At 69.2% G+C, this 21,592-nt stretch carries 20 protein-coding genes; 5 read left to right on the forward strand and 15 right to left on the reverse strand.

What is annotated here, in order from left to right; translation table 11 throughout:
- Position 1: 1 nt before the first annotated feature.
- From mrdA to AB0B82_RS01360, 7 genes are all read right to left on the reverse strand, one after another.
- Complete coding sequence (gene mrdA / locus AB0B82_RS01330) at positions 2–2,056, reverse strand: penicillin-binding protein 2 (protein ID WP_360161179.1); 2,055 nt, start codon at positions 2,054–2,056, stop codon at positions 2–4.
- A 64-nt stretch (positions 2,057–2,120) separates the two neighbouring features.
- A complete protein-coding gene (mreD, locus tag AB0B82_RS01335) occupies positions 2,121–2,654 on the reverse strand; it encodes a rod shape-determining protein MreD (protein WP_360161181.1) in 534 nt (177 codons plus the stop codon).
- A gap of 1 nt (position 2,655) precedes the next feature.
- Positions 2,656–3,636, reverse strand: coding sequence for a rod shape-determining protein MreC (mreC, locus tag AB0B82_RS01340; protein WP_360161183.1), 981 nt, complete (start codon positions 3,634–3,636; stop codon positions 2,656–2,658).
- A gap of 9 nt (positions 3,637–3,645) precedes the next feature.
- Positions 3,646–4,662 carry a rod shape-determining protein gene (locus tag AB0B82_RS01345; protein ID WP_360161547.1) on the reverse strand — a complete coding sequence of 339 codons (1,017 nt, stop codon included), beginning with the start codon at positions 4,660–4,662 and terminating at the stop codon, positions 3,646–3,648.
- A 257-nt stretch (positions 4,663–4,919) separates the two neighbouring features.
- Complete coding sequence (gene ndk, locus AB0B82_RS01350) at positions 4,920–5,330, reverse strand: nucleoside-diphosphate kinase (protein WP_360161185.1); 411 nt, start codon at positions 5,328–5,330, stop codon at positions 4,920–4,922.
- 3 nt (positions 5,331–5,333) lie between these two features.
- Positions 5,334–5,696, reverse strand: coding sequence for a DUF4233 domain-containing protein (locus AB0B82_RS01355; RefSeq protein ID WP_360161187.1), 363 nt, complete (start codon positions 5,694–5,696; stop codon positions 5,334–5,336).
- Complete coding sequence (locus AB0B82_RS01360; RefSeq protein ID WP_360161189.1) at positions 5,693–7,054, reverse strand: folylpolyglutamate synthase/dihydrofolate synthase family protein; 1,362 nt, start codon at positions 7,052–7,054, stop codon at positions 5,693–5,695. The genes AB0B82_RS01355 and AB0B82_RS01360 overlap by 4 nt, the downstream gene beginning before the upstream one ends.
- Positions 7,055–7,128: 74 nt before the next feature.
- On the opposite strand from AB0B82_RS01360, the gene valS reads away from it, so the two are divergent.
- Positions 7,129–9,672 carry a valine--tRNA ligase gene (valS, locus tag AB0B82_RS01365; RefSeq protein ID WP_360161191.1) on the forward strand — a complete coding sequence of 848 codons (2,544 nt, stop codon included), beginning with the start codon at positions 7,129–7,131 and terminating at the stop codon, positions 9,670–9,672.
- 142 nt (positions 9,673–9,814) lie between these two features.
- Positions 9,815–10,615 (forward strand): hypothetical protein, encoded by an 801-nt coding sequence (locus AB0B82_RS01370; protein WP_360161193.1) that lies wholly within the window; start codon positions 9,815–9,817, stop codon positions 10,613–10,615.
- Positions 10,616–10,680: 65 nt separating this feature from the next.
- On the opposite strand, the gene AB0B82_RS01375 is transcribed toward AB0B82_RS01370, so the two are convergent.
- On the reverse strand, positions 10,681–11,607 hold the full coding sequence (locus AB0B82_RS01375; RefSeq protein WP_360161195.1) for an AEC family transporter: 927 nt from the start codon (positions 11,605–11,607) through the stop codon (positions 10,681–10,683).
- 69 nt (positions 11,608–11,676) lie between these two features.
- Positions 11,677–12,165 (reverse strand): MarR family transcriptional regulator, encoded by a 489-nt coding sequence (locus AB0B82_RS01380; RefSeq protein WP_360161197.1) that lies wholly within the window; start codon positions 12,163–12,165, stop codon positions 11,677–11,679.
- 732 nt (positions 12,166–12,897) lie between these two features.
- Here AB0B82_RS01380 and AB0B82_RS01385 point away from each other — a divergent pair.
- Positions 12,898–14,181 (forward strand): phosphodiester glycosidase family protein, encoded by a 1,284-nt coding sequence (locus tag AB0B82_RS01385; RefSeq protein ID WP_360161199.1) that lies wholly within the window; start codon positions 12,898–12,900, stop codon positions 14,179–14,181.
- A gap of 36 nt (positions 14,182–14,217) precedes the next feature.
- Here AB0B82_RS01385 and AB0B82_RS01390 read toward each other — a convergent pair whose 3' ends face one another.
- From AB0B82_RS01390 to AB0B82_RS01410, 5 genes are all read right to left on the reverse strand, one after another.
- The gene (locus AB0B82_RS01390; protein WP_360161201.1) at positions 14,218–14,736 is read right to left on the reverse strand and encodes a hypothetical protein; all 519 of its coding nucleotides are present in this window, start codon (positions 14,734–14,736) and stop codon (positions 14,218–14,220) included.
- Between the two features lie 102 nt (positions 14,737–14,838).
- Positions 14,839–16,077, reverse strand: a complete 1,239-nt coding sequence (locus AB0B82_RS01395) for a hypothetical protein (protein ID WP_360161203.1) — start codon at positions 16,075–16,077, stop codon at positions 14,839–14,841.
- 5 nt (positions 16,078–16,082) lie between these two features.
- Entirely contained in the window at positions 16,083–17,630 is a 1,548-nt protein-coding gene (locus AB0B82_RS01400; protein WP_360161205.1) for an alkaline phosphatase D family protein, read from the reverse strand.
- A 139-nt stretch (positions 17,631–17,769) separates the two neighbouring features.
- Entirely contained in the window at positions 17,770–18,144 is a 375-nt protein-coding gene (locus tag AB0B82_RS01405; RefSeq protein WP_360161207.1) for a DUF1304 family protein, read from the reverse strand.
- Positions 18,141–18,572 carry a cupin domain-containing protein gene (locus tag AB0B82_RS01410; RefSeq protein WP_360161209.1) on the reverse strand — a complete coding sequence of 144 codons (432 nt, stop codon included), beginning with the start codon at positions 18,570–18,572 and terminating at the stop codon, positions 18,141–18,143. The genes AB0B82_RS01405 and AB0B82_RS01410 overlap by 4 nt, the downstream gene beginning before the upstream one ends.
- Before the next feature lie 122 nt (positions 18,573–18,694).
- Here AB0B82_RS01410 and AB0B82_RS01415 point away from each other — a divergent pair, with 122 nt between their 5' ends.
- Positions 18,695–19,726: a LuxR C-terminal-related transcriptional regulator gene (locus AB0B82_RS01415; protein WP_360161211.1), complete on the forward strand. Its 1,032-nt coding sequence runs from the start codon at positions 18,695–18,697 to the stop codon at positions 19,724–19,726.
- Here the strand turns inward: AB0B82_RS01415 and AB0B82_RS01420 are convergent.
- Positions 19,713–20,612, reverse strand: a complete 900-nt coding sequence (locus AB0B82_RS01420) for an AraC family transcriptional regulator (protein WP_360161213.1) — start codon at positions 20,610–20,612, stop codon at positions 19,713–19,715. The two genes, AB0B82_RS01415 and AB0B82_RS01420, sit on opposite strands and share 14 nt — an antisense overlap.
- Before the next feature lie 122 nt (positions 20,613–20,734).
- On the opposite strand from AB0B82_RS01420, the gene AB0B82_RS01425 reads away from it, so the two are divergent.
- Positions 20,735–21,586: an SDR family oxidoreductase gene (locus AB0B82_RS01425; RefSeq protein WP_360161215.1), complete on the forward strand. Its 852-nt coding sequence runs from the start codon at positions 20,735–20,737 to the stop codon at positions 21,584–21,586.
- The last annotated feature ends 6 nt before the right edge of the window (positions 21,587–21,592 follow it).

Genomic DNA, 21,592 nt, shown 5'->3' on the forward strand with positions numbered 1-21,592 from the left:
CTCACTGCTCCGGCTTTTCCTGGCCGGCCGGCGGCGCCGGCGTGATGTTGTAGAGCGTCTCGTAGATCTTGCGGACCGCGTCACCGCCGGCGCCCGAACCCGTACCGGCCTGGCTGAGCATCATCACCACGGCGTACCGATCGGTGTAGGTCGCCAGCCAGGAGGTGGTCTGCTTGCCGTAGACCTCGGCCGTACCGGTCTTGGCGCGGACCGGGACCTTGTCGAGCGGGAAACCCTGGAACTTCCACGCCGCCGTACCGGTCCTGGCGGTGCCCTTCAGCGCGTTGTCGATGTACCGCAGGGTGCTCGAGGGCACCGGGAGCTTCGACCGCACGGTCGGCTTGATCTCGTGGGCCTTGCCGTTCGCGCCGATCCAGGACTGGATCACCCGCGGCTCGTACAGCGTGCCGCCGTTCGACAGGGCGGAGTAGACGGTCGCGAGCTGCAGCGGCGTCAGCGTGGTGTCGCCCTGGCCGATCGCGAAGTTCACCGCGTCACCTGCGCGGTACTTGTAGCCGTCGACACAGAACTCCCGGGAGAACTGCTTCAGGAACGCCGAGGTCCCGGCCGGCGGATTCGCCGCGAGCTTGCAGTAGTAGTCCTTCATCGAGTCGTAGTACTTCTTCTTCCACTGCCGGTCCGCGATCCGGCCGCTGACCTCACCGGGCAGGTCGATGCCGGTCGGCTTGCCGAGCCCGAACTTCTTCGCCATCTCGACCAGCGGGTCGCGGGTGTTGATGTCGCTGGAGTTGCCGCCCTCCTTCAGCCACAGGGCGTACGCGATCCGGTAGAAGAACGTGTCGCAGGACAGCTCCAGCGCCTGGGCGAAGCTGATCGTCCCGTACGACGCGGACTCGTAGTTCTTGAACTTGCGGTTGCCGACCTCGAAGAACGACGAGCAGTTCAGCCGGGTGTTCGGCCCGTACCCGGCGCTCATCGCGGCCGCCGTGGTGATCGGCTTGAACGTCGACCCGGGTGCCAGCTGGCCCTGCAACGCGCGCGACACCAGCGGCATCCCGGACTTCGACGAGTACAGCGCGTCGAGCTCCTTCTGGGTGATGCCGCCGACCCACACGCCCGGGTCGTACGTCGGGTAGCTGGCCATCGCGACGACCCGGCCGGTCTTGGTGTCCATCACGACCGCGGCGCCCGAGTCCGCGACGTACTTGCGGCGGGTGACCGGGTCGGTCTGCTTCCGCGCGGTCATGATCGCGTTCTTCAGCTGCGCCTCGACCGCGGCCTGGATGCGCGCGTCGATCGTCGAGACCAGCGTGGCGCCCGGCACCGGTGCGGTCTGCTTCTTGATGCCGGTCGTGTAGCCGACCGCGTCGACGATCATGTCCTTGGTACCCGGAGTGCCGCGGAGCAGCTTGTCGTACGACCGCTCGACACCGGCCCGGCCGACCAGGTCCGACCGGTGCGGGACCGAGTCGACGCCGGCCTTGTCCATGTCCTCGAGCTCTTCGGTGGTGATCGGCGACAGGTACCCGAGGATGTGTGCCGCGTTCACCTTGAACGGCGACGGATACGCGCGCAGCGTCTGCGTGTCGGCGGCGACGCCGGGGAAGTCCTCGCGGCGCTCCATCACCTCGATCGCGACCTGCTCACTGACGTCCTTCGCAACCGGGATCGGCTGGTACGGCGTGCCGTTCCAACAGGCGGGCGGCTTCGACGCGCCGGGCTCGCCGCAGAGCATCGTGCGGGCCTTCAGGTCCTTCGGTTTCTGGCCGAGGACCTTGGCGAGCCGGCTGAGGACGGCGTTCTGCTGGGACTCGGGGAGCTTCGCGAGCACGGACCGGTCGACCGTGATCATCACCGAGACCCGGTTGCCGACCAGCGTGCGGCCCTGCGCGTCGACGATCGTGCCGCGCGGGGCCGGGACCAGCACCTGGCGGATGTGCTGCTGGGTCGCCGCCTGGGTGTAGTCGTCGCTCGACATCACCTGCATGTACCACAGGCGGCCGAACAGCGTGCACATCAACGAGAAGACCAGCACCCCGATCACCAGCAACCGCAGCCTGGCCTTCAGCGGCGCCTCGGATCCGTCCCAGCTCATCCGCGGCCTCGCTTCGCTCCGGGCGCGGACGGGCGAAACGCACTGTGCCCGATGATGAGCTCGCTCATGGCGCGACCCGGCGGCGCTCGCGGGCCGGCTTGACCCGGCCCAGCACCCACATGACCAGTGGGATCACCACGATCGCGCCGACCACGTCGTACCCCGCGGCAATGCCGAGGCGGACGCCGAACTCGCTCCAGTCCACCGTCGGGTCGTGCAGCAGCGAGCCGGTGGCGCAGTACAGGAAGAAGGAGATCGCCGTCCCGAGGACGACGGTCAGCGCGACGCCGAGCGGCCCGACCGGTGTACCTGAGGTCTCGCGCCGGATCAGGCCCGCGACGTAGCCCGCGACCGCCAGGCCGAGCGCCCAGCGCCCGGCGGTGTGGTCGGCGGGCGGCACGACATCGAGCAGCAACCCGCCGGTGAACCCGGCGATCGCGCCCCACTCCGGCCCGCGGGACAGCGCCAGCGCGATCACCACGATCAGCGTCAGGTCACAGATCACCCCGGCGACCGCGACATTCGTCAGCACGGAGGTCTGCACGGTGACGGCGATCATCAGGAACAGGGCAGCCAAGGAGATGCGGATTGCGGTCACGTCAGCGCCCCCCTCCTTGGTTGGTGATCTGCTGGCGCGGCGGCCGGGCCGGCGGCCCGGTCACCACACCGACGGTCTCGATCCGGGTCGGATCGACGAACGGCTTCACGGTCGCGGTGGACCCGAGGGAACCCTGGTTCGGCGTCACCGACGTGACCACGCCGATCGGCACCCCCGGCACGTACGGCGCGTTGCCGCTCGAGCCCCAGGTGACGATCCGGTCGCCCGCCTTCGGCCGCGCCTTCGGGTCGATCAGCTTGTAGTCGAGGGTGCCGGCCACGTCGCCCCGTCCGGAGACGAAACCGAGCGCCATCGACGCATTCAGCCGGCCGCCCACGGTCGAGCTGCGGTCGCCGATCAGCAACACGGTCGCCGTGCCCTGGGTGACCCGCACCACCCGGCCGACGAGTCCGGTCCCGTTCAGCACCGTCATGTCTTTACGCACGCCGTCCGCCGTCCCGGCGTCGATCGTCACCGTGTGGCTGAAGTTCTGCGCGCCGCCGATGCCGATCACCCGGGCCGGGGTCACCGTGTACTCCGGTGCCACCTTGAGCAGCCGGTCCAGCTCCTGCGCCCGGGCACGGGCGTAGTCGCTGGTGTTCAGCTGCCGGGTCAGTTCCTCGTTGTCCTTCTTCAGTTTTTCGTTCTCTGCTTTCAACCTATCCATTTCCGCGAAGCGGTCGCGAAGGTTGTCCACAGGCTGCCGGGCCGACGACGCGGTCGACTCCAACGGGCCGAAGACGGCGGCCGCGCCCTCGCGCAACGGCTCCACCGGCGACCCCGCCGTACGCCGGGCGTCGAGCACGATCAACGTGAAACAGGCCAGCACCACGAGCGCGAGCACCGAGCGCCGCCGGCGCACCTCCCGCGGCGTACCGGCCGAACGCAGCGGCGTCTCCCCCGCCGAACGGAACGCACTGCGCGCCGGCGTGCCGCGGCCGGAGCTGCTCCGGCTCGACGGGCCCCCGAGGTCTTTGAGCATCGGTGAACCTCAGCGCCGGTTGTCGGTGACCAGGATGCGGTTGAGGGTCTCGATGTTGTCGACACACTTGCCGGCGCCCAGCACGACCGCGTCCAGCGGGTTCTCCGCGACGTGGATCGGGATGCCGGTCTCGTGCCGCAGGCGCTCGTCCATGCCCTTCAGTAGCGCGCCGCCGCCGGTCAGCACGATGCCGCGGTCGACGATGTCACCGGCGAGCTCCGGCGGGGTCTTGTCCAGGGTCGCCTTCACCGCGTCGACGATCGCGGTGATCGGCTCCTCGATCGCCTGCCGCATGTCCGCCGACGACACCTTCACGGTCCGCGGCAGGCCGGAGATCATGTCCCGGCCGCGGATCTCGCTCTCCGGACCGTCGGTGGTCGGGAACGCCGACCCGATCGTCATCTTGATCTGCTCCGAGGTCGCCTCGCCGAGCAGCAGCGAGAACTCCTTCTTGCAGTAGTTCACGATCGCCTTGTCGATGGCGTCGCCGGCCACCCGGATCGACTGGCTGGTGACGATGCCGCCGAACGAGATGACCGCGACCTCGGTGGTGCCCCCGCCGATGTCGACGACCATGTTCCCGGTCGCGTCCCGGACCTCGAGGTTCGAGCCGAGCGCGGCGGCCATCGGCTCCTCGATGATGTACACCTTGCGGGCGCCGGCCATGTACCCGGCGTCGCGGACCGCGCGCTGCTCGACCGCGGTGATCCCGGACGGCACGCACACCACGATCCGCGGCTTCGCGAAGTACCGCCGGCGGTGCACGCGCTGGATGAAGTACCGCAGCATCTGCTCGGCGGCGTCGAAATCCGCGATCACGCCGTCCTTGAGCGGCCGGATCGCGGTGATGTTGCCCGGCGTCCGCCCGATCATCTTCTTCGCCTCGTGCCCGAACGCGACCGCCTCCTGCGGCTCGTCGGTGCGTGTCGCCACCACCGACGGCTCGTTCAGCACAACCCCCCGACCGCGGACGTACACCAGTGTGTTCGCCGTCCCCAGGTCGACCGCCATGTCGCGGCCCAGCATGCTGTTCGCCACCGCGGCACCTCCCACTCGGTCCCCTGCCAGGCTAAACGCTGCCACGCGCAACCCGTGGACCGACACGACCCGTCCGCCCAAGCACGTATCGTATCGGCCCGAACACCCCCGGTCCGCATCGACCTGCAAAACCCCACGCCGCAAGGCGTTCGGGCTGCCTCGAGCGACCCCCTACAGACCAACTGTCTCAGCGCCGAAGCACCACGTCGAGTCGATCCCGCCCAGGCGCGGGCAACAGTCCCGCATCAGGGGAGGTCGGGGAACCAGAGCTTGATCTCGCGGGCGGCGGATTCCTCGGAGTCGGAGCCGTGGACGAGGTTCTCCCGGTTCGACAGCGACAGGTCGCCGCGGATGGTGCCGGGAGCCGCCTTGCGGCCGTCGGTGGCGCCGTTCAGCGCGCGGACCACCTCGATCGCCTCGTCCCCCTCGAGCACCAGGGCGACCAGCGGCCCGCTGGTGACGAACTCGCGCAGCGGCGGGTAGAAGTCGCGCTCGACGTGCTCGGCGTAGTGCTGGTCGGCGAGGTCCGCGTCGATCGTGCGCAGGTCCATGGCGACGATGCGCAGCCCCTTCGCCTCGAACCGGCGCAGCACCTCACCGATCAGGCCACGGCGTACCGTGTCGGGCTTCAGCAGGACCAAGGTGCGCTGCGACATCTGTCAACTCTCTCTCGTGTTGTTCGGGGCCGCCGAGCCTAATGCCTCATGGGCCGCCTTCGCCTCTTCGATCCGGCGGCCGAGCACGATGGCGGCAACCCAGAAGGCGGCGAACGCGACGCCGAGGACGAACATCACCGGTACGACGAAGCCGAGGCCGACCGCACCGACCTGGACCAGCCAGCCGAGGGCGTACCCGACGCGGAACCGCAGCAGACCGGCCGCGACCAGCGCGAGCACGAACAACCCCAGGCAGACCGGGATCGCGACCGCCGGCCGGACGTCGGCCACCGAGATCATCACCGGGGTGACGAGCGCGAGGACGATCGACTCGAAGGCCAGCACGATCGAGGCGAGCGATCTCACGGCTTCGCGTCCTTCGGCGTGCGGACCAGCAGCGCCCGCGCCTCACCGGCGGTGATCACGGAGCCGGTGATCAGGACGCCGCCGCTGCCCAGCGCGACCGCCTCCTCCTCGGCGAGCCGGATCGCGTCGTCGATCGCGTCGATCAGGTGCGGGCGGACCAGCACCCGTTCCTCACCGAACACCTCGGCGGCCAGCTCGCCCAGCTCGGCGGCCGGCATCGACCGCTCGACGAAGCTGTTGCGGGTGCAGATGACGGTTTCCATGATCGGCTCGTAGGCCTCGAGGATGCCGTACACGTCCTTGTCCTTCATACAGCCGAGGACGCCGATCAGCGGCTGGAACTGGAACGCCTCCGACACCGCGGCGGCGGTCGCCTCGGCGCCGTGCGGGTTGTGCGCGGCGTCCACGACGATCGTCGGGCTCTGCCGGACCACCTCGAGCCGTCCCGGGCTGGTGACCTGGTCGAACCCGGCCTGCAGCAGTTCGGTGGTGACCCGCCCGTCGGTCTCCGGACTGGCGCCGAGCAGCGCCTCGACCGCCGCGACCGCGCCGGCCGCGTTGTGCGCCTGGTACTCACCGTGCAACGGGACGAACAGATCGTCGTACTCGCCGCCGAGGCCCTTGATCGACACCACCTGGCCGCCGACCGCGAGCGTGCGGCTGACCACGCCGTACTCGATCCCTTCGCGGGCGACCTGCGCGCCGACCTCGCCGGACCGGCGGATCAGGATCTCGAAGACGTCGAGGCTCTGCTGCGCCATCACCGCCGTACCGCCGGGCTTGATGATGCCGGACTTCTCGCCCGCGATGGTGGCCGGATCCGCCCCGAGCAGGTGCTGGTGGTCGACCGCGACCGGGGTGATCACCGAGACGGTGCCGTCGGCGACGTTGGTCGCGTCCCAGCTGCCGCCGAGGCCGACCTCGATCACCGCGACGTCCACCGGGGCGTCGGCGAAGACCGCGAACGCCATCGCGGTGATCACCTCGAAGAACGTCAGCGGGTGCTCCTGCTCGGCGTCGACGACCTCGAGGTACGGCGCGATCTCGTCGTACGCCTCGACGAAACGCTCCTCGCTGATCGGCTCGCCGTCCAGCGTGATCCGCTCCCGGACCGACTCCAGGTGCGGGCTGGTGAACCGTCCGGTCCGCAGGCCCGCCTCGCGGAGCAGGGTGTCGATCATCCGCGCCGTCGAGGTCTTGCCGTTGGTGCCGGTGAGGTGCACCACCGGGTAGGCCTTCTGGGGATCGCCGAGCAGCTCGACGAGCCGCCGGACGCGCTCCAGGGTGGGCTCGATCTTGTGCTCCGGCCAGCGCTGCTGGAGCCGTGCCGATACCTCGGCGAAGGAGAGGTCGCTCATCAGGGCACCCAGTCTAGGAGGGGGTGTGGATAACCGGTCGGGAGCACCCCTTGACAACCACTAACATTGTGCGCATGAGCCAGACGTCCCGCGTTCCAGACAAGCCCAGCCTCGACGGTCTCGAGGAGAAGTGGGCTGCCGTATGGAAGGAGCAGCAGACCTACGCCTTCGACCGCACCGCCGAGCGGGCCGATGTCTACTCCATCGACACCCCGCCGCCCACGGTCTCGGGCTCGCTGCACGTCGGGCACATCTTCAGCTACACCCACACCGACCTGATCGCGCGCTTCCAGCGGATGCGCGGCAAGAAGGTCTTCTACCCGATCGGCTGGGACGACAACGGCCTGCCCACCGAGCGCCGCGTGCAGAACTACTACGGCGTCAAGTGCGACCCGTCGCTGCCGTACGACCCGGACTTCACTCCGCCGGCCAAGCCGGACCCGAAGAAGCAGGTCCCGATCTCCCGGCAGAACTTCGTCGAGCTGTGCGGTGAGCTCACCCACATCGACGAGCAGGCGTTCGAGTCGATGTGGCGGCAGGTCGGCCTGAGCGTCGACTGGTCCTACCTGTACACCACGATCTCCGAGGACTCCCGGCGTACGTCGCAGCGCGCGTTCCTGCGCAACTTCGCCCGCGGCGAGGCGTACCTGGCCGAGGCGCCGACGATGTGGGACGTCACGTTCCAGACCGCGGTCGCGCAGGCCGAGCTGGAGGCCCGGCCGTATCCAGGTGCGTACCACCGGGTCGCCTTCCACGGCACCGACGGTCCGATCTACATCGAGACCACGCGCCCGGAGCTGATCCCGGCCTGTGTCGCGCTGATCGCGCATCCGGACGACGACCGTTACAAGCACCTGTTCGGGACGACGGTGAAGTCGCCGCTGTTCGGTGTCGAGGTCCCGGTCCTGGCGCATGAGGCCGCCGAGATGGACAAGGGCGCCGGTATCGCCATGTGCTGCACCTTCGGCGACCAGACCGACATCCAGTGGTGGCGCGAGCTGCAACTCCCGGTCCGCACGGTCATCGGCCGCGACGGCCGGCTGCTGCGCGACACCCCGGCCTGGCTGGAGGGCTCCGCCGAGCTGTACGGCGAGCTCGCCGGGAAGACCGTGTTCAGCGCCCGCGAGCTGATCGTCCAGAAGCTGCGCGAGAGCGGCGACCTGGACGGCGAGCCGAAGAAGACCGAGCGGATGGCGAACTTCTACGAGAACGGCGACAAGCCGCTCGAGATCGTCTCCACCCGGCAGTGGTACATCACCAACGGCGGCCGGGACGCAGCGCTCAAGCAGGAGTTCATCGAGCGCGGCAACGAGCTCGCCTGGGTCCCGGAGCACATGCGCCACCGCTACCTGAACTGGGTCGAGGGGCTGAACGGCGACTGGCTGATCTCCCGCCAGCGGTACTTCGGCGTCCCGTTCCCGGTCTGGTACCCGCTCGACCAGGACGGCGAGCCGGACTACGACCACCCGCTGCTGCCGTCCGAGGACGAGCTGCCGATCGACCCGACCTCACAGGCCCCGCGGGGGTACGACGAGTCGCAGCGCGGCAAGCCGGGCGGTTTCGAGGCCGACCCCGACGTGATGGACACCTGGGCGACGTCGTCGCTGACCCCGCACATCGTCTGCGGGTGGGAGCGGGACGACGACCTGTTCCGCCGGACCTTCCCGATGGACCTGAACACGCACGCCCACGAAATCATCCGCACCTGGCTGTTCTCCCGCGTCGTCCGCGCGCACTTCGAGAACGGGTCGCTCCCGTGGGCCCGGTCGATGATCTCCGGGTTCGTCGTCGACCCGGACCGCAAGAAGATGTCGAAGTCCAAGGGCAACGCGGTCGTCCCGTCGGAGATCCTGGACAAGTTCGGCTCGGACGCGGTCCGCTGGCGCGCGGCGATGGCCCGGCCGGGTCTGGACTCGCCGTTCGACGAGTCGCAGATGAAGGTCGGGCGCCGGCTCGCGATCAAGGTGCTGAATGCGTCGAAGTTCGTGCTCGGGTTCGGCGCGACCACCGTGGACCCGGCTGCGGTCACCGAGCCGGTCGACCTGGCGATGCTGCAGCAACTGCGGACGGTCGTCGCCGACGCCACCGCGGCCTTCGAGCGGTACGACTACACCGGGGCGCTGGAGATCAGCGAGCGGTTCTTCTGGACGTTCTGCGACGACTACGTCGAGTTGGTCAAGGAGCGTGCGTACGGCGGTCAGGGCGACGCCGCGGCCGCCTCCGCCAAGGCCGCGCTCGCGGTGGCGTTGTCGGTCCAACTCCGGCTGCTCGCGCCGTACCTGCCGTTCGCGACCGAGGAGGTCTGGTCGTGGTGGCAGGAGGGTTCGATCCATGTGTCCTCGTGGCCGACGCCGGACGGTGACCTGGCCGTCGCGGAGCAGGAGCCGGAGGTCCTGGACGCGGTGTCCGAGGTGCTCGCCGGGATCCGCGGGGCGAAGTCCGAGGCGCAGGTCTCGATGAAGACCGAGGTCTCCAAGGTCGAGGTCACCGGCCCGGCGGCGCGGCTCGCACTCGCCGAGCGCGCCGAGCCGGACCTACGCGCGGCCGGCCGGATCACCGGCGAGATCGTCTGGCACGCCGATGACTCCGACACCGTGAAGGTCGCCGCGACGCTCTGATCGCTGTCCGCCGGGTGCCCGTCTCCTCACCGAGGAGGCGGGCATCAGCCGCACCTGCGGAAACCGGCTTGCCCGCGTATGGAAGCATCGGGGCGAGCCGCATCCTGCACCCGGTGACCCCGAACGTCCGAGGAGCCATCCGATGAGCGATCCCACCAACCCCGCGGATCCCCACGACCAGGGCGCCGACACCACCGAACTCCCCGCAGTCCCGCCCGCGAACACCAACCCGGGGAAGGCCGCTGGTACAAGCGCCGACGCCACCAAGCCCGGCGGTACGACGCCCGACTCCACCAGGACCGACGTCACGAAGGCCGACGACACGAAGGCCGACATCACCGACGCCGACGCCACCAAGCCCGGCAGTGCGAAGGCTGACGCTGCCAAGGCCGATGGTGGGAAGGGTGGGCAGAAGCGGCGGTTCGGGGTTCGAGGGCCTTGGGTCACCGTCGGTGGGGTTGTGGTGGTGCTGGCGGCGCTCGCCGTGGTGGGGTACGTGTGGGGGCTGGGCCCGTTGAGCCGGCTGAACGCCGAGCGGGCGATCACGCCGCCGGCGCAGGTGGCGGGGCTGGATCGGATCACCGACCCGGAGATCCGCAGTCAGGCGCAACTCGACCAGACCCGGGACGCGCTGAGCCGGATCAACGACGGCAAGAAGGTGATGGTCGAGGCGTACGGCAGCCTCGAAGGTGACCGCTTCTACGTCCTGATCGCGCTACGCGGCCGCGTGGACATCGACAAGGTGGTCGCGGACTCCGGCGCGAGCCCGGACAAGGTGAAGAAGATCAACAACACCACCTGCATCGAGGCAGCCGGCAACCTCCCGACCCAGTGCTACCGCGGCTCCAACACCCTCACCGTCATCGCGCAGTCCGCCAACGAAGGCGTCGGCGTCGATCAGGTGGAACCCGTCGCCGAAGAAGCGTTCCGCGCCATGCACTAGCAGAAGACAACGAAAGACAGCCACACTTGGTGGTCTTCTCCGCCCCACGCCGGCACCGGGCTCAATCAGATGAGCAGGCCGGAGATCAGGATCATGGTAGGGATCGAGAGCAGGGTGCTGAGAAGGACGGCGCTGCGGGCGAGGGTTCGGCTGGCTCGGTAGTGAACGGCGTAGACGTAGACGTTCTGCGCACTGGGGAGGGCGGCCAGGAGCGTGGGGGCGAGGAGCGCGGCGCCGTGGAGGTCGAGGGCCCAGCGGGCGATCGCATAGGCGACGAGGGGCTGGGCGAAGGTCTTCAACCCCACAGCCAGTACGACGTCGCGCCGTACGGTGATCGAGTCCTTCGTACCGCCGCTCAGACTCAGCCCGTACGCGATCAGCGCGACCGGGACCGCGGCAGCGGCGATCAGGTCGACCGGACGCATGACCACCTCCGGCAGCGGCACCCCGGCCAGCGACACGACCAGGCCCAGCAGCGTTGCGACGGTGAGTGGATTGCGGAAAGGCCGCGAGAGCACGGTCCGCAGTTCGACCCGCCGCCCACTCCCCTGCCGGTCCCCGTCCAGTACGGCGAACGCGACCGGGGCCATGATCAGCACCTGGAACAGCACGATCGGCGCGACCAGCGCACCGTCCCCGAGCACGTACGCCGCCACCGGTACGCCGAGGTTGCCCGCGTTGACGTACGACGACGCGAGCACACCGATCGTGGCCTGGGACTTACTGCGCCGCCAGAACACCACCGCGATCAGCAGGAACACCACCTGCACGACGAACAGGCTCACGACGTTCGTGATCAGAACAGCCGAGAAGATCGTCCCGAGATCCGCCCGTGCGACGGTGGTGAACAGCAGCGCCGGCCCCGCCACGTAGAACGCCAGCCGGGACAACACGAGCTCGTCCTGCGCTCGCAGTACGCCGAGAACGCCGACGACGTACCCGAGCACGGCCACGGCGACCAGTGCGGCGAAGGCGCCGACGACGGCGGACATCTCAGGAACTCAGCAGGGTGGACACGCCTCGATCGTAGGGGTAAGCGCTCTCCCGGCCCTACGGCTTGCTCAGGACGTGGATGGTGACGTGCGGCACCTCGCGACGATACCGGCCATGATCGCCCGGAACTGCTCGCGATCGGCCGGGCCGAGGTGCCCGATCAGCCCGTTGAGACTCCCGTCGGCCTCGGTGTGAAAGGCCTTGGCCGCGCGCCGGCCGTGCTCGGTCGGCGTGACGCGCACGGCCCGCCGGTCGCCGGGGACCGGGATCCGCTCGACCAGTCCGCGTTTCTCGGCGCGATCCACGAGACCTGTCAGTGCCGCCTTCTCGACCGCGAAGCACTGGGCGAGCTCGGCCATCCCCTTGGGTCCGTCCAGCAGAACGCACAGCAGTTTCGCCTGGACCGGCGTGAGCTCGTGCCGCTCGGACGCGGCGGCGATGATGCCCTGCACGAGACCGGACAGCTGCACCAGACCGGTCGCCGCATCCATGTCCGCCGGGTCGAGATGGGCGCCGTGGACCTGCGCGAACCCGGCGTAGCGCTGCGTCTTGCTCACCCAGGCATGGTACACGCGATATATAGTAAACGACCTTAATCATCATGCCTGCGATCCACCGCCCGACCCTTCCACCGCCCGGCCCTTCCACCGCCCGACCCTTTCACCGGCCCGCATTTCCACTGCCCCGGCTATCCGCGCATCCGCCGGGAAATCCTCCTCGGAGGGGCTTGTGCGCGAACTGGGAGAGTTTTCCCTCGCCAGACGCCAGAAATCCTCCTACTTCTCCAGCAGCGACGCCGCGTCCGGCCCCGCCGCCATTCAATGGGGGTACCGGTCCCTGGCCACACCCACCAAACCCTGTTCAAGCCCCCCATAACACCAGGTCACCTTCCACAGACGCGGTCGACCTCCTCCAAGCCAAGGTGACCTTCCACAGGCAATGCCCTGTGCAAGGTCATCACCTCTGCGCAAAGGTCACCGCCGCCTGCGCAAGGTCACCGCCGCGCATGCAAGGGCACCGTCACGTACGCAAGGGCACCGTCGCGCGTGCAAGGGCACCGTCACGTGTGCAAGGTTGGCGTCCTTCAGGCCGTGCTCCGCACCGGCACCCGCTACCAACGCCCAGCCCCGGCCGCGGCTTGACCACTCCACAGCCTCCGGGAACTCGGCGCGCGCGGATGCCGGGGTCGACCCCTGAGCCGGCATCGCCACCAATCGTCACCGGGAAGATGCTTTCGGGTTGGCGTGAGGTCTGGAAACATTCCACCCAATCCTTCGAAGATGGGTGGTATGACTACTTCCGCTCGAGTCATCACCGCCCTGGCGGCCGCGGCCACTGCGATCGGATCCCTGACTGCAGCCACCGCCCCGGCCACCGCAATGTCCACGACAACCGCAATCACTCCCCAGACCCTCCCACTGGGTGACGCCGATCTCGCCGAGACCAGGAGCAGCCGGACGCTGGCTCGTGGCGTCACGCTGACGAGCATCGTGCGCGGGACTGAGCCCGCGCCGCCCGACCAGATCAACACCACGACGCGCGGCCCGTGGGTCGTCAACGTGCTCACGATCGACCCGCGGACCGCGAAGGGCCAGTTGAAGGCGACGTACGGCCCCGACCTCGCCCGCGTCGAGAAGACGTCCGCCCTCGTCACAGGGGCCGGCGCACTGGCAGGCGTGAACGCGTCGTTCTTCACGTTCACCGCGAACCCGCAGTACCCGGGCGACCCGGTCGGCCTCGGCGTGTTCGACGGCAAGCTGCTCAGTGAACCGCTTCAAGACCCGACCGAGGCCAATCTGGTTATCGATGCCAAGAGCAACAAAATGGTCACCGGTCACCTGCAGTGGATCGGCAGCGTCCGCAACCGCGCGACGAACGCCGAGCTCCCGCTGGAGTTCGTCAACCACCCGCCGGTGATCCCGGCCGAGTGCGCGACGCTCCCCGACCAGACCGCGTGCACGGCACCTGGTGACGTCGTCCGGTTCACCCCCGAGTTCGCCGCCTCCACACCGGCCGGCGCGGGCGTCGAGGTCGTACTGGATCGCCGGGGCTGTGTCGTCCGTACGGCGACCACGCGCGGTACGACGCTCAACCCGAGCCAGACGTCGTTGCAGGCCACCGGGCAGGACACCGTCACCCTGCTCCAGCTCGCGAACGGCTGCCTCAAGACCGACCTCGCCCTGAAGGACGAGAGCGGCCGCAAGGTCGACCTGCGCGCCGGCCTGTACGGCGTGACCGGGCGCTACCAGTTGATGAAGAACGGCGAGATCGTCGTCCCCGACGGCACCGGCAGCTTCTTCGCGCGCAACCCGCGCACGATCGCGGGCAGCACGCGCGACGGCAAGATCGTGCTCGCCACGATCGACGGCCGGCAGACCACGAGTGTCGGGACCACCATGGACGAGACCGCCGCGGTCGCCGACGCGCTCGGTCTGCGCGACGCGATCAACCTCGACGGCGGCGGCTCGACGGCGATGGCGCTCGGCGACGGCACGCTCGTCAACCATCCGAGCAGTGCCGGCGGCGCCGAACGCGCCGTGGGGGACGCTCTGGTCTTCGTCCCCCACCGCTGATCCGCGACACCACGGACCCCAACAGGCACCGGCGGCTCAGTAGTCGTACCCACCACCGTTGGTGGCCGACGGGGCCGTGCTGGTCGTCGCGGCACTCGTGGTCGCGGCGTGCCAGGTGAAGTCGACGCCGTCGAAGTCGTCGGCCAGGTTGTTGCCCTTGGCCTGGCCGGCGCCGGTGTCGAGCTTGAACGTGTACAGCGGCTTGCCCTGGAACGTCAGCTGTTCGGCGCCGGTGTCAGGACGCTTGACGACGCCGAGACCGTTGACCAGTTTCGCATCGGCAGCGGACCCGGTCGCGGGGATCCAGAAGGTGAGGCAGGTGTTGGTGCACTTGAACGATCCGTCGGCCTCCTGGTCGGCGAAGTACAGCGTCTTCCCGGCGGAGTCCACCAGCGCCTGACCGACGCCGCTGACGTCCGTGACCGAGACCGCGGCACCGTTCGGCGCGGCATTCCCCGCGGTGGCACCGCTCGCGCCGGTGTCCGAGGCACCGCACGCGGTCAGTCCGGCCAGCGACAACACCGTTGCACCAAGCAACATAAAACGAGTCTTCATCGGTATCTCCTCTCACCCCGCAGATACGGACGATGCGATCGGCCGGTTCAGTTGAACCTTTGATCGTCATCGTCCGTATTTGTCAGCGTGTGGGTCAGAGGTTCACCAACTGTTGTTCGAGATCCCGGTGCCGAGAATCACCTGATCGTAGGTGTTCGCGTCGTTGTCGTCGGTGTAGGCGACCGCGACCTCGGCGTACGGCGAGACTGCGACCGACAACTGCTCCTGCCTCCCGGCCGTCGCCGAGCTGAGCCGTTGCGCCGACAACCGTCCTGCGTCGGTCCCGTCGGTACCGAACCCGCGCACCCACACGTCCGGGTCCGCACCGGCCACGGTCCACCCGACCACCGACTGCGACTGATCGTCGATCCCGATCGACGGCGCCACACCGGACGACGCTGCCTGTACGTCGCCGTACCGCGCCGTACCCGCAACGGTGAACGACCGCGTCCACACGCCACCCGACTCCCACGCGACGGCGAAGTCGCCGTTGAAGTTCGCCGCAGCGGAGGGACGAGTCTGCTGACCGGACGTGGTGGCGTTCGCGACCCGACGCGACAACGACGCAGCACCGTTGGTCCGCGCCAGCCGGATCAGCCCGATGTTGTAGTCAGCGTTGGCGTCGCCGTCCTCGTCCCACACCACAACAGCGTCACCGGACGCCGACACCGCCACGTCGGGGTTGTGGTGCTGACCGGTCGTCTGGGACGCGGTCACCTCCCATGCGCGGGTCGTCGGGCCGGTGTAGCCCGCCGCCTTCACAGTGGCCGGCGTACCGGTCTGAATGTCCTCCCACACAACGGTGAACGCGACTGCAGCACCGGACTGCGCACCGTCCGGGTCCACCGCGACGCGTGGGTTGATCTGCTGACCGGTGGCGCTCGTGTTGGCGTTGCCGGACGCGGTGACGGTGCCGGACGTGTTCACCACGCGGTACGGGATGTTGTAGTACCCGTTGCCGTCCGGGTCGTCCTGCCACACGACGACCGCATTGCCCTTGTCGTCCAGGCCGACGTCCGGATGCAGGTGGCGCCAGTTGGTCACGCCACTGCTGCCACCGGCGGACAGCTTCTTCTCGTACACAGCCGTCCCGTTGCGGAACAACCGCAGGTAGATGTCGCTGTGGACGTTGTCGGTCGCGTTGTCGGTGTCGCGGTCGTCCTCCCACACCACGGCGACGTAGCCGTTGCGGTTGGTCGCGACAGCGGCGGCGTCCTGATCGCCGGTCGACACACTGTTCGCCGTAACCCAGGTGGGTGTCGCAATGTGCGCGTCGGCAGTGGTCGCGGTGGCCGTCAGTACGACGGCGGTGAGCGCGGTGATCGCGAGCGTCTTGTTCATCACAATCACACCGCCTGCAGTCCGGGCCGGCCGTCTTCGATGACGAACGACTTGGCCGTACTCACCGCTCCGCCGTGCTCGGAGACCTTCGCCACAGCACGGAAGTCGGCGCGGAGCTGCGTCGGGCTGATTGTTGTTCGAACGTACCCGCGCCGGTTCTGGTAGAACTTCAGCCACGGGTTGGTCGCCCCGTCCGGGATCGTGGTGGACCCGTCGCCGTCTCCGCTCGAGCTGACCGAACTCGTCACCAGTTCGGCACCGATGGTCGCCGAGTTCGGGTTGTTGTAGTCGGCCTTCAGGTCACTGGCCCACGCGCGGTGCACGTCGCCGGTGAGCACCACCGGGTTGCGTGTCCCGCGGTCGATCCAGCCCTGCTGGATCCGGGCCCGCGACGCGCGGTACCCGTCCCACCCGTCCATACTCGCCGCACCCTCCGCGTTGTAGCGGCGCGCGAAGAACACCTGCTGGCCAAGGATGTCCCAGGTGCCGTAATGCTGGTTGAGGCCGTCGAGCAACCAGGTCTCCTGGGCATTGCCCGGCAGGCTGCGGTTCGCGAGATCGGCGTCGGAGCAGACCTTCCACCCGTCACCGCACGCCTGATCGCTGCGGTACTGCCGCGTGTCGAGCATGTGGAACGTCGCCAGACTCCCCCACCGCAACCGCCGATACAACGGGATCGAGTTGCCGTTGTTGGCCTGGGCCGGCCGCAGCGGCATGTTTTCGTAGTACGCCTGGTACGCCGCCGTCCGGCGCGCGGTCCACTGCGCCGTGGTGAGAGCCGGTGTGTTGTCCGCCCGCACCATGCCGGCGTGGTTGTTCTCCACCTCGTGGTCGTCCGGTACGACGATCCACGGCGCGACCGCGTGCGCCGCCTGGAGGTCAGGGTCGCTCTTGTACTGCGCGTACCGGCGACGGTAGTCAGCGAGCGACACGATCTCGCTCGTACCGGCGTGCAAACGCGGACGTCCACTCGTCGCGCCGTACTCGTAGATGTAGTCACCCAGGAAGAGGATGAGGCCGGGGTTCTCCTCGGCCATCCGCCGGTAGACCGTGTAGTAGCCCTCCTCGTAGTGCGCGCACGAGGTGAACGCCATCGTCAGGTCGCGGCCGTTGGTGCCCACCGCGGGCGCGGTACGCGTGCGGCCGACCGGCGAGATGTGTCCCTGGGCGCGGAAGCGGTAGTAGTAGTCGGCGTCCGGGCTCAGCCCGCCGGCGACGACGTGGACGGAATGGGCGGACGCGGATCGCGCGGTGACCGCGCCGGAGGCCACCAGCGTGCTGAAGGTGTCGGTGGTCGACACCTGCCAATCGACGGCGACATCGGTGTTCGCCATGCCGCCCTGGCCGTCCGCGTTCAACGGCGACGGGGCAAGACGGGTCCAGAGGACGACGCTGTTCGCGTCGGGTTCCCCGGACGCGACACCGAGCTGGAACGGGTACGGGACGGCGGCGGTGGCCGTTATCACCGACGACTGGGCGGCGGCCGGGAGGGCGCCGGCCCCGGCCGCGGCGAGTCCGCCGAGAACGAGGGTCCTGCGACTGATTGGGCTCATGAGCCTCACCTTCACGAATACTCAGGGCGGTAGGTCCCCGATCGGTCGAACAGTGCGTGACCGTTCGGGGACCTTGAGTGTGCGTGGTGCTCCGTGCCCATGATGGCCCAGGATTGGTAAATTTCCTACAGTACGGCGGTTACGACAGCACAAGCGCCAGGAGAACGGCCGTCGGTACACCTTCGAGCAGCGTGTTCACCCACAACCGCCGCTCGGTCGCGAGCAGCACCAGCGCCAGGAAGACGTGCTGCCCGGCGGTGAACGCGACCAGCGCCTCCCCCTGCGGCACATGACCGGTCCGCGCAAGCACGACACCGAGCGCCAGCGCCACCGCGGTCGTGAAGTTGTAGAACCCGAGGTTCACGATCCACAACCGGACTGCCGCGAAGTCCGATCGCTCCAGCAGGAACAGCGGATACAGCCGCCGATCGCGATAGCAGAACGACTCCATCAGCCAGACCGCGGCGAGCATGACCGCGATGACGACCGCGAGCACCTGCGCGGCGGTGTTCACCGTGCCACCGCCACGCCGTGCCGGCTCGTGATCGCACCGAGCGCGGCGAAGTCGGCCGGATCGGCGCCGGCCAGATCCGCGAAGAACGCACCCATCCGGCCGGTCTCGCTGATCGTCAGGAACTTCGCCGCCGGCGTCAGCACCGAGAACGTGTTCACGGTGCCGGCCGGGAGGCTGATCGAGGCACCGGGGCCGAGGTCGTACCCCTGATCCCCTGCCTGCACGAGGATTCGGCCCTGCAGGACGTAGAACGCCTTGCTCCAGGACTCGCTGTGCGGCGGTGCCGCGTCGCCGCGCGGCGCATCGATCTCGAACAGCTCGTACTTCCCGTCGGTGTGCTCGGCTCCGATCTTCACCGTGACGGTCGCGTCCGGCGCGGCGTACTCCACACCGCTGCCCGCGTTGCTGAGGTGCACTGTCTCGTTCATGATCGCGACGCTAGGTACCGGCGAAGCACCGCGACATCCCGTCCGCACGGGCTCTTGCGCCGGCCCGGAATCCCCAGATTTCAGGGATGGTCGGCGCCGGTACAGCGGCGCATACTGGCCGCATGTGGGAGGGCCGGGCGCGGGCCGCACGCCGGGAGATCGCAGCGCTGGCGACGTCGGGACTTGGGGTCGTCGAACTGCACGCTGCCGCGATCGAGGTGGTCGATGGGGTGGTCGGCAGTGAGCTCGCCTGCTGGGCGGGCATGGATCCGGGCACGCTGGTGATCAGCTCGATGACCAGCGGGGCGGCCCGAATCCCGTCCGAGTACGAGCCGCGGCTCGCGGAGGCGGAGTACGCCGGCACGGTGCCGAACTCCTTCGCCGAGCTGGCCCGCTGCCGCCGGCCGGTCGCGAGGTTGTCGGATCTGCCGTACCGGGAGGTCGTCCGGCACCAGCGGCTCAACGAGGTGTGGCGGCCGCTCGGTCTCGAGCACGAAGTGCGCACCACGTTCGTCGTCGACGGCGACTGCTGGGGTGCGGCCGGGTTCGTCCGCAGCGGCCGGGACTTCGACGACCGGGAGGTCGAGTTCCTCGGGGCGGTGGCGCCGGTCGTCGGCGCGGCGACGCGGGTCGCCGTACGCGCCGACGCGCACGGGTACCGCGGCGAAGCCGCTCCCGCGATCGTCGTCACCGGTACGGCAGGCGTCCCACGCGCGATCACCGCGGCGGCCCGGACCTGGCAGGAGGCCCTCGACGAAACCGAACCGGGGCGCTTCGGAGTCCTGCTCAAGGCCGTCGTCACCGGAACGCGCGCAGCCAGCTCGGGAACGTTCCAGGCTCGCGTGCAGACCGCGGCCCGCGGGTGGGCGCTCTTCCAGGGCAGCGGGTTGCTCGGCGACACCGACGACGAGGTCGTGGTGACGATCGAACCCGCGTCGGGTCGCCACCTGCTCGGGCTGCTGCTCGCGGCGTACGGACTGACCGCCCGCGAGCGGGAGATCTGTCAGGAGGTCATCGCGGGCCACACCACCGCGGCGATCGCGGACCGGCTGTCGATCTCGGCGTACACGGTCCAGGACCACCTGAAGTCGGCATTCACCAAGGTCGGCGTCCGCAGCCGCGGCGAGTTGGTGGCGACGCTCAGGCCGGAGTGAGCTGTTTGCGGTAGGTCCCCGGCGGTACGCCGAAGTCGCGCTTGAACGCCTTCGCGAACGCGAACTCCGACGTGTAGCCGATCTCCTTCGCGACCGTGGCGAGCGGTCGGTCGTGATCACGCAGCAACCGCGCCGCGGTCGTCATCCGCCAGCGCGACAGATACGTCAGCGGCGGTTCGCCGACCGCCTCGGTGAACCGGCGCGCGAACGCGGCCCGCGACAACCCGACCGCCGAGGCGAGCTCGGCCACCGTCCACGCGGCACCGGGCCGCTCGTGGATGAGCTCCAGCGACTGCACGACCGCGGGATCGGTCATCGCCCGCCCCCAGCCCCGATCCGTCGGACAGTCGTTGTCCTCGAACCAGGCCCGCAGAATCAGCACCAGCAACGCGTCCACCAGCGCCGGCACGACGGCCGCCGAGCCCGGCTTCTGCGCGTCGAGCTCCTCGCCGAGGATGCTGATGGCCGTGTGCAACGTTCGGTGCCGGCCCGGGCTGGCCGGGACGACGACCACGTCGGGCAGCTTGCTCAGCATCGGGTGCGGCCGCTCGCGGTCCAGCCGATACGTCCCGCAGAGCAGCAACGACCGCGCCCCCGGGCCCTGCGACTGGTCCTCGACGGACGGATCGAAGTCGACCAGCGGCGAGTCGGGGTGGTCGGCGATCGCGTGCTCGAGGCCGCGCGGCAGCAGCACCGCGTCGCCCGGCCCGAGCGGGATCGGCTCACCCTCCGGCGGCAGCAGCCACGCCGTACCGTGCAGGATCAAGTGGAAGGTGGCGCCGAAGGAGTGCACGAACCGCAGCCCCCACGGCCCCCGGACGTCGGTGCGCCCGGAGATGGCCGGGCCGGTCCTGAGCGCGGCGACGATATCGGCAAGCACATCCATACCGGCATGATACTCGCATCTGCAAAGACGAGCAGACATAAATCCGCGCTCAATGGACATAGATCGGCTTGACCGTGCGGCCTACTGTCGATGTCAGAACGTTCAACCACAAGGAGTTGTGCATGAGCATCGTCGTCACCGCGGCCACCGGTCACCTGGGCACCCTCGTCATCGACGAGCTGCTGCAGCGGATCCCCGCGGACCAGGTCGTCGCCGTCGCGCGGAACGCCGAGAAGGCCGCCCCGCTCGCGGAGCGCGGCGTCGCGGTCCGGATCGCCGACTACAACGACCCCGCCGCGCTGGCGAAGGCCTTCGGCCCCGGCGACACCGTGCTGCTGATCTCGGGGATCGAGCCGAACCGTCGCGAGCAGCACCAGACCGTCATCGACACCGCCAAGGACGCCGGCGCCGCGCGGATCGTCTACACCAGCGTCCTCGGCGGTCCCGAGGCTGACTTCGACCTCGCCGCCGACCACATCGCGACCGAGCAGGCGATCCTCGACTCGGGTCTGCCGTACACGTTCCTGCGCAACGGTTGGTACAACGAGAACTACACCGAGCAGATCCCGGTGCAGCTGGCCAACGGCGTCGTCGGCAGTGCGGGCGACGGCCGGATCGGATCGGCCGCGCGCCGGGACTACGCCGCGGCGGCTGCCGTCGTTCTGACCGGTGCGGGCCACGAGAAGCAGGCGTACGAGCTGAACGGCGACACGTCGTGGACGCTGACCGACTACGCCGCCGAGCTGTCGAAGCAGTCCGGCCAGGACGTTGCCTACAACAACCTTTCGACCGAGAAGCACGCCAAGGTGCTGATCGGCGCGGGTCTGCCGGAGCCGGTGGCGCAGCTGTTCGCCGGCGTCGACAACGCCATCGAGCGCGGCCTGCTCGCGGGCCGCGGCAGCGACCTCAGCCGCCTGATCGGCCGCGCGACCACGCCGATCGCGGACTCGATCGCCGCCGCCCTGAAGTCGTAGCCGTAC

The sequence above is a fragment of the Kribbella sp. NPDC048915 genome (genome assembly GCF_040649595.1).
Classification (GTDB): Bacteria; Actinomycetota; Actinomycetes; order Propionibacteriales; family Kribbellaceae; genus Kribbella.

Excerpts from the sequence above, each read along its gene's own strand:
- mrdA (WP_360161179.1), bottom strand. The coding sequence starts at position 2,056 with ATGAGCTGGGACGGATCCGAGGCGCCGCTGAAGGCCAGGCTGCGGTTG.
- mreC (WP_360161183.1), bottom strand. The coding sequence starts at position 3,636 with ATGCTCAAAGACCTCGGGGGCCCGTCGAGCCGGAGCAGCTCCGGCCGC.
- AB0B82_RS01345 (WP_360161547.1), bottom strand. The coding sequence starts at position 4,662 with ATGCTGGGCCGCGACATGGCGGTCGACCTGGGGACGGCGAACACACTG.
- ndk (WP_360161185.1), bottom strand. The coding sequence starts at position 5,330 with ATGTCGCAGCGCACCTTGGTCCTGCTGAAGCCCGACACGGTACGCCGT.
- AB0B82_RS01360 (WP_360161189.1), bottom strand. The coding sequence starts at position 7,054 with ATGAGCGACCTCTCCTTCGCCGAGGTATCGGCACGGCTCCAGCAGCGC.
- valS (WP_360161191.1), top strand. The coding sequence starts at position 7,129 with ATGAGCCAGACGTCCCGCGTTCCAGACAAGCCCAGCCTCGACGGTCTC.
- AB0B82_RS01370 (WP_360161193.1), top strand. The coding sequence starts at position 9,815 with ATGAGCGATCCCACCAACCCCGCGGATCCCCACGACCAGGGCGCCGAC.
- AB0B82_RS01375 (WP_360161195.1), bottom strand. The coding sequence starts at position 11,607 with ATGTCCGCCGTCGTCGGCGCCTTCGCCGCACTGGTCGCCGTGGCCGTG.
- AB0B82_RS01385 (WP_360161199.1), top strand. The coding sequence starts at position 12,898 with ATGACTACTTCCGCTCGAGTCATCACCGCCCTGGCGGCCGCGGCCACT.
- AB0B82_RS01390 (WP_360161201.1), bottom strand. The coding sequence starts at position 14,736 with ATGAAGACTCGTTTTATGTTGCTTGGTGCAACGGTGTTGTCGCTGGCC.
- AB0B82_RS01395 (WP_360161203.1), bottom strand. The coding sequence starts at position 16,077 with ATGAACAAGACGCTCGCGATCACCGCGCTCACCGCCGTCGTACTGACG.
- AB0B82_RS01400 (WP_360161205.1), bottom strand. The coding sequence starts at position 17,630 with ATGAGCCCAATCAGTCGCAGGACCCTCGTTCTCGGCGGACTCGCCGCG.
- AB0B82_RS01410 (WP_360161209.1), bottom strand. The coding sequence starts at position 18,572 with ATGAACGAGACAGTGCACCTCAGCAACGCGGGCAGCGGTGTGGAGTAC.
- AB0B82_RS01415 (WP_360161211.1), top strand. The coding sequence starts at position 18,695 with ATGTGGGAGGGCCGGGCGCGGGCCGCACGCCGGGAGATCGCAGCGCTG.
- AB0B82_RS01420 (WP_360161213.1), bottom strand. The coding sequence starts at position 20,612 with ATGGATGTGCTTGCCGATATCGTCGCCGCGCTCAGGACCGGCCCGGCC.
- AB0B82_RS01425 (WP_360161215.1), top strand. The coding sequence starts at position 20,735 with ATGAGCATCGTCGTCACCGCGGCCACCGGTCACCTGGGCACCCTCGTC.